The sequence below is a fragment of the Methanosarcina sp. 1.H.T.1A.1 genome (assembly GCF_000979295.1).
Classification (GTDB): domain Archaea; phylum Halobacteriota; class Methanosarcinia; order Methanosarcinales; family Methanosarcinaceae; genus Methanosarcina.
Map to the genome: position 1 here is coordinate 82,864 of NZ_JJQY01000147.1, position 13,485 is coordinate 96,348.

General features: G+C 45.2%; 16 protein-coding genes. 8 read left to right on the forward strand and 8 right to left on the reverse strand.

Translation table 11 applies throughout. From position 1 onward, the window contains the following. Positions 1–47 precede the first annotated feature (47 nt). The 4 genes from EO95_RS14795 to EO95_RS18365 form a co-directional block, all read right to left on the reverse strand. Complete coding sequence (locus tag EO95_RS14795) at positions 48–395, reverse strand: P-II family nitrogen regulator (protein WP_048135925.1); 348 nt, start codon at positions 393–395, stop codon at positions 48–50. A gap of 1 nt (position 396) precedes the next feature. Beyond that, positions 397–1,806, reverse strand: a complete 1,410-nt coding sequence (locus tag EO95_RS14800) for an ammonium transporter (protein WP_048135927.1) — start codon at positions 1,804–1,806, stop codon at positions 397–399. Positions 1,807–2,280: 474 nt separating this feature from the next. Then, the gene (locus EO95_RS18360; RefSeq protein WP_235283049.1) at positions 2,281–2,565 is read right to left on the reverse strand and encodes a hypothetical protein; all 285 of its coding nucleotides are present in this window, start codon (positions 2,563–2,565) and stop codon (positions 2,281–2,283) included. 56 nt (positions 2,566–2,621) lie between these two features. Beyond that, positions 2,622–3,011, reverse strand: coding sequence for a class I SAM-dependent methyltransferase (locus tag EO95_RS18365; protein WP_235283050.1), 390 nt, complete (start codon positions 3,009–3,011; stop codon positions 2,622–2,624). Between the two features lie 332 nt (positions 3,012–3,343). Between EO95_RS18365 and EO95_RS14810 the strand changes: the two genes are divergently transcribed. Together EO95_RS14810 and EO95_RS14815 are read left to right on the forward strand one after the other, a co-directional pair. Continuing rightward, a complete protein-coding gene (locus EO95_RS14810) occupies positions 3,344–5,272 on the forward strand; it encodes a hydantoinase/oxoprolinase family protein (protein ID WP_048135929.1) in 1,929 nt (642 codons plus the stop codon). Between the two features lie 169 nt (positions 5,273–5,441). Further along, positions 5,442–6,143 carry a metallophosphoesterase gene (locus EO95_RS14815; RefSeq protein WP_048135931.1) on the forward strand — a complete coding sequence of 234 codons (702 nt, stop codon included), beginning with the start codon at positions 5,442–5,444 and terminating at the stop codon, positions 6,141–6,143. An 11-nt stretch (positions 6,144–6,154) separates the two neighbouring features. Here the strand turns inward: EO95_RS14815 and EO95_RS14820 are convergent, their stop codons facing one another. Then, positions 6,155–6,553, reverse strand: coding sequence for a putative zinc-binding protein (locus EO95_RS14820; RefSeq protein WP_235283051.1), 399 nt, complete (start codon positions 6,551–6,553; stop codon positions 6,155–6,157). Between the two features lie 169 nt (positions 6,554–6,722). After that, positions 6,723–7,223 (reverse strand): metallophosphoesterase, encoded by a 501-nt coding sequence (locus EO95_RS14825; RefSeq protein WP_048135935.1) that lies wholly within the window; start codon positions 7,221–7,223, stop codon positions 6,723–6,725. Positions 7,224–7,434: 211 nt separating this feature from the next. Here EO95_RS14825 and queC point away from each other — a divergent pair, with 211 nt between their 5' ends. From queC to nifB, 5 genes are all read left to right on the forward strand, one after another. Then, complete coding sequence (queC, locus tag EO95_RS14830) at positions 7,435–8,130, forward strand: 7-cyano-7-deazaguanine synthase QueC (RefSeq protein WP_048135938.1); 696 nt, start codon at positions 7,435–7,437, stop codon at positions 8,128–8,130. Between the two features lie 89 nt (positions 8,131–8,219). Further along, entirely contained in the window at positions 8,220–8,780 is a 561-nt protein-coding gene (locus EO95_RS14835) for a DUF366 family protein (protein WP_048135940.1), read from the forward strand. After that, on the forward strand, positions 8,781–9,548 hold the full coding sequence (locus EO95_RS14840; RefSeq protein ID WP_048135942.1) for a 7-carboxy-7-deazaguanine synthase QueE: 768 nt from the start codon (positions 8,781–8,783) through the stop codon (positions 9,546–9,548). It abuts the gene before it with no gap. Positions 9,549–9,662: 114 nt separating this feature from the next. Continuing rightward, entirely contained in the window at positions 9,663–10,016 is a 354-nt protein-coding gene (queD, locus tag EO95_RS14845) for a 6-carboxytetrahydropterin synthase QueD (protein WP_048135944.1), read from the forward strand. 197 nt (positions 10,017–10,213) lie between these two features. After that, positions 10,214–11,185, forward strand: a complete 972-nt coding sequence (nifB, locus tag EO95_RS14850; protein WP_048135946.1) for a nitrogenase cofactor biosynthesis protein NifB — start codon at positions 10,214–10,216, stop codon at positions 11,183–11,185. A 112-nt stretch (positions 11,186–11,297) separates the two neighbouring features. Here the strand turns inward: nifB and EO95_RS14855 are convergent, their stop codons facing one another. After that, on the reverse strand, positions 11,298–11,474 hold the full coding sequence (locus EO95_RS14855) for a 4Fe-4S binding protein (protein ID WP_048135948.1): 177 nt from the start codon (positions 11,472–11,474) through the stop codon (positions 11,298–11,300). 413 nt (positions 11,475–11,887) lie between these two features. On the opposite strand from EO95_RS14855, the gene EO95_RS14860 reads away from it, so the two are divergent. Further along, positions 11,888–12,868 (forward strand): methanogenesis marker 2 protein, encoded by a 981-nt coding sequence (locus EO95_RS14860; protein ID WP_048135950.1) that lies wholly within the window; start codon positions 11,888–11,890, stop codon positions 12,866–12,868. 129 nt (positions 12,869–12,997) lie between these two features. Here EO95_RS14860 and EO95_RS14865 read toward each other — a convergent pair whose 3' ends face one another. Beyond that, complete coding sequence (locus tag EO95_RS14865) at positions 12,998–13,300, reverse strand: hypothetical protein (RefSeq protein WP_048135952.1); 303 nt, start codon at positions 13,298–13,300, stop codon at positions 12,998–13,000. Positions 13,301–13,485 lie beyond the last annotated feature (185 nt).

The window sequence follows — 13,485 nt, forward strand, 5'->3', positions numbered from 1 at the left end:
GTATTTGAGAATTAATTAGGTTAAAATGGAAAAAAAGAGGTGCCTGGTTAAAGAGCATCTCCATTCCGTTCTCCGGTTCTTATCCGAACTACGGTTTCAATAGGTATTACGAAGATTTTTCCATCTCCTATTTCTCCAGTATAGGCCGTGCTCTGGATCAACTGTATGATTTCTTCGACCTTATCTTCCGCCACAACTACTTCGACTTTGGTTTTTGGAAGAAGGTCCACGCAGTATTTTTTGCCTCTCCATTGCTGCACGATCCCTTTTTGCTGGCCACGCCCTTTAACATCGATAACTGTCAGGCTTGGAAAACCGGCCTCTTCCAGGGCATCCTTTACCTGATGCAGTTTCAGGGGTTTTATGATTGCTTCTACCTTGCATATTTTAGCCATGTTATTCCTCCCTCATCAGGTACTCAGGGTATGCTCTGATTCCGTGTTCGCAAATATCCAGACCCATAATTTCTTCTTCTGCAGATACCCGAAGTCCTATTACGGCATCGAGGATCTTGAAGATAATGAACGAGAGCCCGAAGCCCCAGACAATGGTTGCTATAACTGCTACCAGCTGGATCAGAAGCAAGCTGATTCCTCCTCCGTAGAAGAGTCCGGGAACTGCAGCAGCGTACGAAGCGTCTGCAAGGATTCCGTTTCCAATTCCTATAGAGAAAAGCCCGACCGAAATCAGTCCCCAGCTTCCACAGTATCCGTGTACAGCAATTGCACCTACAGGATCGTCCAGTTTTAGTCTGTTTTCATTGAACATGACACCGGCATAGATAATTACTCCGGCAATGGCCCCGATTAACAGAGCTGCCAAGTTTGAGACCGAACCACAGGGAGCAGTAATTGCTACAAGCCCGCCAAGAAGCCCGTTTGCACTCAGCGAAGGATCTGGTTTTCCGGTCGTCATCCAGGTGATAGCCATGGTCACGACTGCGCCGGCAGCACCTGCCAGGAAGGTGTTGGCTATTACAAGGTTCATGTAAGCATCGTTTCCACTAAGGGTACTTCCACCGTTGAATCCTATCCATCCGAGTGCAAGGATAAGAGTTCCCAGGAAAGCAAAGGTAAGGTTGTGACCCGGAATCGGCACAGCTTTTCCATCTCTGAATTTACCTATCCTTGCACCCACCAGAAGCACACCTGCAAGAGCTGAATATCCTCCAATTGAATGCACAACTCCGGAACCGGCAAAGTCATGATGAGCTACTCCGATTGCTTTTACGATCGGGCTTTCGGCTCCGCTCAGGAGGGCAAGGTCAGAGCCGCTCCATACCCAGTGACCATACACAGGGTAGATTACAGCTACCATCAGGATGCAATATACAAGGTATGCCTTGAAGTTAGTCCTCTCAGCCATTGCTCCCGAAACTATGGTAGCTCCCGTGGCTGCGAAAACCATCTGGAAGAACCAGGAGTTCCACGTTGCATTGTCCGCACCTGCAAGGAAGAACTGGTTCGTTCCTACAAGTCCTGCTGCGTCAGCTCCATACATTACTCCCCAGCCTACAGCCCAGTAGATCAGGATCCCGAGAATTACCGTCATGAAGTTTTTCATCAGGATATTAGCCGTATTTTTACTTCTCGTAAGCCCGGTTTCTACCAGAGAGAAACCTGCGTGCATGAAGAATACCAGTCCGCTTGCCAGAAGTAGCCATACGAATGTAAGTGAAGTTTGTAATCCTTCAATAGCTTCTGCATTTTCCTCTGCCGTTGAAGCAAATGCCGGTGAGGACAGCGCTATAAGTATCATACAAATAATTATCAGTAATTTCCCTATTTTTTGTATATTTTTCAACATACTGTTCTTTTGCCTCCCTGTATTTGGCCGGCTACCGGTAAGTGCTTGTCTACTTTTAGATATTTAAATATTTCGCTAAGGTATTTAATTCATAATTTGGCAACTATCCAGCCCACCAAAAATCAGTTGTTTGACGTCGATTTAGACGTAATAGACACATCTGGTAACTAACTAATGAAAAAAGAAAAACCGAATCTATCGCCAACAATTAAAGAAAATAAGCTCACTGAAATTTGCCCATTGAATCATAATGAAGATGACTATTGACGTTGTTTTACCCAGGCTGGATAGTTATCATTATTTTGGTAATTAAATACAAGCTGCTTATGCATCTGACTTAAAAATATAATCATAGCTGGATTTTTGGACCGGCATGAGATTAATAACCAAGCTCTAGTTCAATTATTTCAGTACTAGAATTGATTTGTATTCGGTTAACAAATAACCACAAGTCTGTGTAGCAAATAAATAGCATTATTTAATACAGTAAAAACCAGCCTGCATGTAAGAATACCAGAACAACTCCACGGTCTTGAATCCTGTTTCTCTCAGCAGCTTCAAATGTTCTTCAACAGTTAGGGGAAAATACTCAGTATCAAAACGCTCAAGATACCTCTCTACTTCTTCCTCACTCCTGCCGTGAGCTAACTGAAAGTTGCCCCAGTATCGTTTTCCTATGGTGATGCCATCTTCTGTCAGCGGCCTGATGTTCTCGAAGGTGACGTAAACTCCACTTTCTTGTAGCAGATTATAACACATGCTGATGGCTTTTGCCCTGCCCTCGCGGCTAAGGTAGTGATGGCACTGTATAGCAGTTATAACATCCGGTTTTCCTCTAATTCCTGAGAGTCCGGAGAGAATTCCTGGGTAGGTGAAGCTCTCAGAAATTCCAGCCTTCCGGCAGGGCGGGATGATAGTTTTTCCTTTGCCTGGCCCAGCATACCTTCCGAAGGATCAAGTAAAAGGAATTTTGTATTGGGAAATTCCTCAATTGCCTTATTTACCAGGGACCCTGTTCCACATCCGGTATCCATCCATACCTTCGGGCTGAATGGCAGCGATTTGATGAAGTTGATAGTTTCCTGATGAAAAGATGAGTAGTAAGGAAGAATGCCGGATATCCGGGCATCGTAATCCTCTGGAAGATGAGGAGTAGCGTTCTGGGTAGGTTTTGCAGGAGTCATAACAGCAGGATCCACTTTCACTCACGATCTAATTGAAGATTATTTCTCTACGTTTCAGAAACTAAGGTAATTAATTGTTTTCCTAAAAAGAGTACGTCCAATTTTTCATCCAAATCAATTTTACCTGGCACTCCATTTTCAAACCCGGATTTCTCCGAATTTCTCAGGGTAAAAATAAAAAATCGCTTTCTATCTCTGAATTTAATGTTCACAGTGACAAGCAATTCCTTTTATCTGATGTTCGGTATACCTAAATTATAATCAGCTTTAACATAGCCAATTTATTGCACTTAATTATCAAATTGCAATAAACCCAATATTAAAAACAAATATAAAAAGGAGTCATTTTCATCATGCATTACAGCCTTGGGATTGATGCGGGGGGCACTTACACCGATGCGGTGCTCGTAAGGGACTCGGATGGAGAAATTATAGACTCAAATAAAGCCCTGACGACCTATCCCGATCCTCTTGCCGGCATCAAAAATGTAGTTGATGGGCTTAATCCGGGATATCTTGAAAACGTAAAGCTGGTTTCGGTCTCCACCACGCTGTCCACAAATACCATACTTGAAGGGACCGGTTTTCCCGTAGCCCTGATCCTCATAGGGGACCACCCTCTTGAAAAAGAACTGCCAACAGGGCACGTGCTCTTTGCCAGAGGGGGACACAACCACAACGGAGAAGAGGTTTTTCCCCTGGAGCTTGAAGTCATCGAGAAATTTGCGCTGAGCGTGAAGGACAAAGTATCAGCTTTTGCCATATCTTCCTATTTCAGCACACGTAACCCTGAACATGAGCTTGAAGCAAGAGACTCCATACTTAAGTTAACAGGGCTGCCTGCGGTTTGTGGGCATGAACTCTCACAGGAACTGGGAGCCTACGAAAGGGCGGTTACAGCTTTCCTGAATGCCCAGCTGATCCCCATAACAAGACAGTTTGTACAGTCCATTATTACAGATATAAGAATACGGGGAATTAATGCACAGCTCCTTATGCTCAAATGTGACGGTTCGGTGGTGGGGATAAAAGATGCCCTGCAAAAACCAATCGAAACTATATTTTCAGGCCCTGCAGCAAGCCTCGTAGGTGCCTCTTACCTTTCAGGACTGAAGACCTGCGCGGTTGTGGATGTGGGAGGAACAAGTACCGATATCTCCTCAATCTGTATGGGAGTCCCTGACCTGAGTGATGAAGGAGCAGTTGTTGGCGGCTGGAAAACAAGGATCCGGGCAATCAGGATGGAGACAACAGCTACAGGCGGAGACAGCCATATCTGGACCGTGAACAGAGAACTTTTCCTCGGGCCAAGGAGAGTCATACCCCTCGCAGTAGCTGCAGTGAAGTATCAGGGGTTTCTGAATAACCTGAAAAGGACACCCATGCCTTCCAGAGAAGACCTGGGGGAAAACATCCAGCCCACAAAGTTTTTTGTCAGGTCAGGCTACCCGGCAGGCGAACTGAGCAAAGCCGAAGCCGAAGTGCTCGGAGCAATCGGAGAAGAACCGGTTTCCGTGCATGAAATCAAAACCCTTCTCAGAAAAGACCTTCATCCTCAGACCCTGGACTCCCTTATTAAAAAGCGCCTTGTCCAGGCAATTGGCTTTACGCCAACCGATGCTTTGCATGTGCTCGGAAATTATACCGCCTGGAATGAAGAAGCCTCCCGAATAGGAGCTGAACGACTTGCAAGGCTCATGCGCATGGCTCCCGGAGAATTCTGCACTGCTGTAAAAAAGAAGGTTGCAAGGAACATGGCACTTCACCTCCTCTCATATATCCTGCAAGGAGTGCCATACACAGCCATTGAAAAAATCCTGGACGGAAACTACCCCGCAAAGTTCAAGCTTGGAACCCCGGTTGTCCTGCTCGGAGGCCCGGTCCGGGCGTACCGGGAAGAGTTAAAAGAAATCATCGACGCCGAGATCCTGATCCCCGAACACGCTGAAGTAGGAAATGCAGTAGGAGCTCTTGCAGGAAAAGGCATCAAAAGAGTGGAAATTCTGATCAGGCCTGCAAGCCTGATGGTACCTGAAACGGATTTCCTTGTATTTGCACCCGGCAGCAGGCTGAGGTTCGATTTATATGCAGAAGCCCTGAACGCAGCAACAGAACTCGGAAAAAAGATTGTTGCAGACTATATGAAAGACTGCGGCCTCAGCGGAAACCAGGTTGAAATTTCCATTGAAAAAAAGACCATCTCGCCTGACGGCTGGAACCATCCCCCGATGGAGACAAATCTACTGGTAATGGGAGTAGGAATGCGAGGGCTGCCTGCCTGAAACAAATCCTTCAGATTTCAGACTCTTCTTCTTCTCGTTCCTTTATTTCTTATTTTGAAGACCGGAAGACCAGAATAATAGATAAGATAGGTAAGGATTGAATCCATAGATAAATTAGTATACCCGAATATTTTCTAAGATCAGGCCATTATTAGATAGGAGAATAAACATGAAGATCCTGCTGATAGCCGATATCCACGCAAACCTTGAAGCCCTCCGGACAGTCCTTGATGTTCCGCATGACAGGGCAATCTGCCTGGGAGACATAGTGGACTACGGGCCTGACCCGGACAAATGTATAGATTTCCTGCAAAAAAAGAACATTCCAACCATAAGAGGAAACCACGATAATGCCGTAGCCTTTAAGATGGACTGCCAGTGCGGGTATAAGTACAAGCACCTCTCAATCGCGACCCGGGAGTATACCTGGGGAGTCCTTGACGACTTACGGATGGAGTACCTGCAGAAGCTTCCTCTCGTCATCAAGGAAGAAATCAACGGAAAGAAGCTCTTTTTAACCCACGCGAGCCCCCGCTCCATGTTCGAGTACATAAAGCCTGAGACTCCGGACGAAGATATCCTGGCAATGATTGCAGACCCGATGGAACCTGTTGATGCCGAATTCCTCGTAGTCGGACACTCCCATATTCCAATGAGCCGGAAACTGGAAGACCTGACAATTATAAACCCGGGATCAGTGGGCCAGCCGAGAGACGGGGACACCCGGGCAGGCTGTGCGGTTTTCGATACCGAAACAGGAGATGTGGAATTCTTCCGCCTGGAGTATGATATCGATGCAGTCTGCGCAAAAATAGAAGAACGGATGCCATATGCAGAAGAACTAACAGGTATTCTTAAGCGGGGATACTGAAAATCAAGAATTCAGGTATCCCTTATCGCACGTATGATTTTTTCGACATATTCGGGCTTCACATCCGAAGGCCTGGTTTTTTCAATCCCGAGTTCCGTAACCAGCATGTAGAGATCTGCCTTCAGGCCGGCTTCATCGAGTTTTTTCGTAGCACAGCGGTCCGTGCAGCCGTCAAGGGCAAGAATTCGGAAGCCTTCGGAGGCTGCATCTTCTACCATGTCGACCCCTTTGTGAGCAGCTGCAGCCCTGTACATATCCGGCCTCCTGAAAGCGAGAGTAGAAGCTGCCTGCATTGTAAGTTTTCCGGTATTCGAAAGACCTGAACAGGCAAAAATAAGGATATTCTTCCTTCTTCCGACTGTGCTTTCCTTTTCTTTTGCCCTGTCAGGCAGAAGCTCATTATTTGTCATTCTTGCAGATCCCATGCATATTACAAATTATAATAAAAAATGGTTTCAAAAAATATTGAAATTAAAATTTACGTGAGACCTGATATAATTTACGATATTTTGCCAGCCTGACAGACCCATCTGACAGTAGAATGTACTGAAAAGATAAGGAAAGATCAGGAGCGATCAATCAATCAATCTCAAGTTCCATAATCTCAACGTTCAGGTTTGCAATCTCAAGGATTGCAACCGTGGCTTTTCCTGAAAGCACCCCTGAGCATTCCCCGGGATTTATCACCGGCGTCCCATCGATCATTTTGACGCCCGGGTCGTGGGTGTGGCCCCGGACCACCACGTCAAAATCCCCTGATCTGGCAAGGGCTTTGACCAGCGCCTCATTTGTCCCATGCAGGAGGGCGATATGTAGCCCGTCGATTGTCAGGTCCCCAAACTCCCCGCAGGAGACGGCCCCTATTTCATCAAACCATTTTGTTAGGGTTACTTTATCTCCATCGTTATTCCCGAAGACAAAATAGAGTTTTGGACTTAGTTCTTTAAAGGCCCTTGCCGTGAAAGGAGAGACAACATCCCCTGCGTGCAGCACCGCTTTTACCTGTTTTTTGTTGAAGAACTCCACAGCTTTCCGGATAGCTGTCAGGTTATCGTGCGAATCCGAAATGATCCCTATCAAATAATCCCACCTCTGTTAATATTAGATGTCCTAAATATTTAATACATGCCCCGGGGTTCTCCGAAAGGAAGATTCTCCAGCCAGAAAGTCAGCTATTTTTAAATATAAGTTATAGGTATTATCAAGGTAATCCCTGAAGAATACTATGAGCACCCTGTGAGAGTAACAAATAAAGGGGAATTTTCCATAAAAATAGAGTTAGTGAATCGGAATGAAAGCTATAACCCTCCTGAGCAGTGGACTTGATTCTGTTGCAGCTCTTGCGATTGCAGCTGAGAGCCTGGAAATTGAGATGGCGCTTACCTTTGATTACGGGCAGCGGGCCTGTGAGCGGGAAATCGAGTACTCCCGAAAGGTCTGCGAACATTTCGGAATAGAACACAAGGTAATCAAGCTGGACTGGCTTGCAGAAATAACACACACATCCCTCGTAAACAGGGATGAAGACGTTCCTTCTCTGTCCTTTGAAGACATTGATGAAACTGCTCCTGCTACAATTACCGAAGCTTCTGCAAAGGCTGTCTGGGTCCCGAACAGGAATGGGGCCATGTTGAATATTGCAGGAAGCTTTGCCGAAAGCAGGGGTTGTGACTACCTGATAGTAGGTTTCAATGGAGAAGAAGCCGGGACCTTCCCTGATAATTCCCTGGATTACGTACAGGCAATGGACCATGCCTTTTCTTATTCTACTCAGAATGGAGTCCGGGTACTGGCCCCCCTGATCAAACTCGGAAAAACTGAGATCTTAAGAAGGGCTCTTGAAGTAAAGGCTCCCCTGGAATACAGCTGGAGCTGCTACCACGGTGGAGAAACTCCCTGTGGGGAGTGTGAAAGCTGTATGCGAAGAGCCAGAGCATTCAAAAATGCAGGTGTAAAAGACCCGCTCCTGGAAAGGCCTGGGATCTAAATCAGAAAAATCGTCCGGAGCAGGAACAGATACGATACTGAATAGAATACAATAGAATACGTTAAAGAAAGAATTGCAGAGAGAGTTCCATGAAGTGCATTATAATACCCGAAAAACTTGACTATGACGGGAGCCAGATTTCTTCCCTCTGGGCATACAACAGCTTTGGAGTGAAGGAAGACTCGATTATTGGTTTCAGAGGTGTATGTGACGTAAAAATCGAGCACATGATTGACCTCGAAGACCGTAGGGCAAACGAGTCTATCTGGTCCGAAGACATGGTGAGTTTTATTATAGAACATTTCGATTCTACTGACCTGAAATTGATTTATGCACGTCAGCGCTTTTTTACCGCCCTTGTAAGGGAACACCTTGCCGGATTGGGAGTCCACACAGCAAGAGAAGGAGATGACCTTTTCATCAAAGGTAAAAAATTGACCGTATCAATTGCCAGTACCTCGGCTGTTTCCCAGAAGATCCACTTCGGCATCAATGTCTCCCACGAAGTATATGGAAACCTGAGAGAAGCCGGAATAGGGGACGATGAAGGCATTGTGCGGTTCATGCAGGAAATCGGGGAAGCTTACGTAAGGGAATTCGAGGACATAGAAAAGGACCTCAGGAAATCCCGGCCTCTCGGAGTGGTATAAATGCCCTCTTCAGACAGGGAATCTGCTCACATAAAAGAGATTTTCTGCTCTGTGCAGGGAGAAGGCCCGTACGTTGGCACAAGGCAGGCTTTTGTCCGATTTTCAGGCTGCAACCTTAATTGCAACTACTGTGATACGGCCTTTGAAAACTCTGGGACATGCGATTATGAAAAAGTCGAGGGAAGTGGAATTTTCGAAAAGGTTCCAAATCCTGTAAGTGTAGAAAATCTGGAATCCATGCTGCAGCCTTTCAATAGACTCCATTCTGTATCCCTTACAGGAGGAGAGCCTCTCCTGCATGCAGATTTTATAGAAAAACTGAACCTCTCCGTGCCTCTGTACCTGGAATCCAATATGACTCTGCCGGAGCAGGCGAGGAAGCTGCGTGAAAACATCTCATATGTTGCAGGGGACTTTAAACTTCCGGAAGCTCTCAGGGAAATTTCCCCTGAAACCCGTGAAGTGCATGTGGAAAATACGATCGAGTGTTTCAGGCTCCTGAGAAAAAACAGTTCAAGAGACTGCTTTTGCAAGATTGTTGTAGGCAGGGACACAAAACCCGAAACTGTGTTTCTGGCTGCAGAAGCAATAGCCCCCTATGTATCCTGTATAATACTCCAGCCCGAAACGCCAGTTGGCAGTGCAGTAAGGACACCAGGGTTTACACAGGCATCTGTGCAGGCCATTATAGAACTGCAGAAAACCCTGCTTGAACTGACCGATACGCGCATCATTCCCCAGACCCACAGGATGTGGGGGTGCTTATAACCACAAAAGAGGATCAGATAAAGCGTAAAATAACAGTCAAAACGTAAAATAAGAAACGATAGACAGCAAGCGATTAAATGGCAAGAGCAGTTAAATCAAAAAGGGGTGAATAAAATGACAAATATGAGATTGGGAATTATTGATTATATCGACAGCGCCCATTACCTCCCAGGGCACGGGAAATGCGGACGAGTACATGGACATACATACAAAATAGAGGTAGTGGTAGAAGGAGAAGTAAGGGAAAACGGGATGGTAATTGATTTTTATGACCTGAAAAAAGGCATCAAGGAAACCCTTCAGGAATATGACCATACCCTGTTAAACGACCTCATAGAGTTTCCCAGTTCCGAACATCTCTGCCAGCAGATCCATTCCCGCCTTCTGGAAAGGTTCGGCTTTTCCCTTCTGGTAAGAGTCTGGGAAGGAGAAGGTAAGTGGTGCGAGATGGACAATTTTTCGGACTGAAAAGGTGAAATAACTTATCTCAGACTCCACAATAGTTTTAAAATAGTGTTATCGAAATTACAAAAAAATTTCACAGATATTCCTAAATGATTCCAAAATGTATATCAAGGGTCTGTATCATAGGTGCTTTAGACATTCAAAAATTCCCCTTTAATGAGATCTACTTCACTTTTAAATTCCGAACGGAGGAGAATAATTTGCCAGAAAAAAACCAATCTATAGAAGAGCCCAATAACGGTCCCATACTTGGGGAGGAGCTCCTGAGAAAGATTGCCGAGCACCCCTGTTACGACAAGAAAGCTCAGCATAAATACGGGAGAATTCACCTGGCTGTGGCCCCGAAGTGCAATATCCAGTGCAACTTCTGCGTCCGAGAATTCGACTGCGTAAACGAGAGCCGGCCCGGGGTTACTAGTAAGGTCCTGACTCCGGAGGAAGCCCTTGAAAAGACAAAGCAGATCCTGGCAGAATATCCATTCATCAAGGTAGTTGCAATTGCAGGACCGGGCGACCCTCTGGCTAATGATGCGACCTTTGAGACCTTTGAACTTATAAGAAAAGAGTTCCCTGAAGTAACCCTCTGCATGAGCACAAATGGACTCCTGCTTCCCGAAAAACTGCAGGACATGTTGCGTGTGGGAGTTTCCACACTAACGGTTACGGTAAATGCAATCGACCCCGAAATCCAGGCAAAGATAGTGGACCATATAGTTTACCACGGTGAAGTCTACAGGGGAGTTGAAGCTGCAGAGATCCAGATTAAAAACCAGCTTCAGGGAATAAAAGCAGCTGTTGATGCAGGAATTGTTGTCAAGGTCAACACCGTGCTCACCCCGGGCATCAATGACAAACATGTAGTTGAGATTGCCAGAAAACTCAATGAACTCGGGGTTTACATTATGAACGTCATGCCCCTGATCAACCAGGGAGCCTTTGCAGACATTGAACCCCCTACAGCCGAAGAAAGGAAAGCCGTTCAGGAAGCCTGCGAGCCTTACGTTATGCAGATGCGCCACTGCAGGCAGTGCAGAGCCGATGCTTACGGACTCCTTGCTCAGGACATGTCGCAGATGAGCGAAGAGCGCAGAAAGGTTATAAAAATCCAGACAAAAGAAGATATGGAAAAAGCAAGAGAGATTCTGGAGAAGAACGGAAAAGAAGAAGTCTGAAAAACTGGAGAACATTCAGCTCCAGGTTAAAAATCCCTGAAAACGGGAGCGAAACTGGGAGCCTAAAAGGCGGAGTTCAAGAACTCCGCTTCTCAGACTTATTTTAAAAGCGTTACTCGAGGGTGATTGCCCCATTCGGGCAGGCATCTTCGCATGCACCGCAGTCAAGGCATTCATCTTCATCTACAACTGCAATATCATCGTCATTGAGGGAGATTGCAGCTGCAGGGCATTCATCTATACAGCTTCCACAGCCTGTGCAGGCATCTGCATCGATTTTTGCTACCATGTTTTTCACTCCTTATTTCATCGATTTGGGACTTTTATAAAGTCGGAATTATATTAGGTTGACATATTAGGATATAATAATTTAATAAAAAGCTGTCGCTTCCATTCTTCGGTACAAAGAAATAAACAGATAAAGGATAACCGAAATTATTTACTGGCCATAATATATCGCATTGCCTGGCTATTAAGGAAGAAATCGAGAGGGCAAGCATATAAATGTGGCATTGATTACCATTAGCTTATAATTAACTTATATATACTTACCATAAACTTACTATCAATTTATCAGTAACTTATCAATACCTTACCATTAGCTTATCATTAATTTATTGTTATCTTATGTTTACTGTTATCTTAGTGACAATTTTTGAAACTATCATTGATACAATTAAAAAACAAACAGGAAGCCTTTGATTGAATCTGGAAGAGCTAGCAGAAGGGATAAAGAATTTCGAAGGAGTTACCCGAAAAAAACAGATAGAGGATATAGTTTCCATCTTCGAAGCCGTCCGCCCGGAATATGGGGACGCTATCGTTGATTTCGGGGATGATGCTGCAGTGATCGATATTGGAGGAGATGACGTTATCCTCTTTGCAGCGGATGGCATCTGGGGGCGGCTGCTAGATGCAAGCCCCTGGTGGGCAGGTTACGGGGCTGTGGTCGTTAATATAAATGACATTGCAGCGATGGGTGGAAAACCCCTTGCCATGGTGGATATCGCCTCTGCAAATTCTCAGGATGCCTGCAGGGAACTGATGGAAGGGCTGGCTGAGGGAGTCAGGAAATTCGGAGTTCCTGTGGTAGGAGGGCATGTACATCCCGATACACGGTACAATTCCCTTTCCGTTGCTATTATAGGGATTGTCAAAAGAGACTGCGTAATCAGGAGTGATACTGCAAACCCTGGAGATCTGGTAATTGCAGCCTATGATATGGACGGAAAAATCGGTCCGAACTCTCCTTATAGCTGGGATACGACTTCTTTCAAAGAGCCTTCAGTGGTAAGGGAAAGCTATCTCGTAACCCAGGAAATAGCAAAGAGAAAACTTGCAACCGCTGGCAAGGACATAAGCAATCCAGGGCTAATAGGGACGCTCGGAATGCTTTGCGAGACGAGCAAGGTAGGAGCCTCAGTGGATCTGGAAAAAGTCCCCAGACCGGAGGATGTGGACTTTGAACAGTGGCTGAAAGTGCATCCTGGAACAGGCTATGTATTTACTGCAGACCCGAAAAAAGCAGAAGAGTGCGTAAATGTGTTTGAAAATGCAGGGCTCACAGCTGCAGTTATAGGAAAAATCGAAGAAGGCTCAAAACTCGATATATACGATAACACAGGCAGGGTAACTGTTTTTGACTTTTCAAAAGACAGTATTACAGGCATCGGTTCCGAATAATCGGAACCCTTCTGCATGTCTTGTACTTGTTTCAAAGAAAAAAAATATTAGTTTGCTGAAAAGTTGTTATTTTACTTATCCAGCACCTGTTTCTATTTTTTACCCCCGTTTGACCGGGCCTGTGCAGGTTTACTTATCTTCGACCCAGGCCTTCATTTCATTATAAAGAAATTCTTCTGCGGCCTGAACCTTTTCAAGAGGGCCACGAAGGACAAGAATTTCCCTTTCCTCACTGTTTACAATACCAATAGGCATCTTCCGCGTTACGGGTTCAAGACCAAATTCTTCCACGATATCGTAGATGATGGACACAACCGTTCCAGGGGGGATAATCAGATCGTAGAGCTCTTCATACTCCAGATCGGCATCTTTCTCTACATTCTCTTTATTCTTTTTGGCGATTAAATCTTCAAGGTTGAGTGTTTTGTGCATCCAGGGGTCACCTTCCTCTTTTTGTTAGGATTATGGGATATAAGTTTGTTTGCCCATCCGAATTTTGTGTGCAATTCAGTAAATTACTGATAAGTATGATCATATTTATGTTGTTTCCCAAATTTAGAGTACCCCCTACTCCTTTGAAAACCTGATTCAGAATCTAATTTTCCTCCATTGTAATA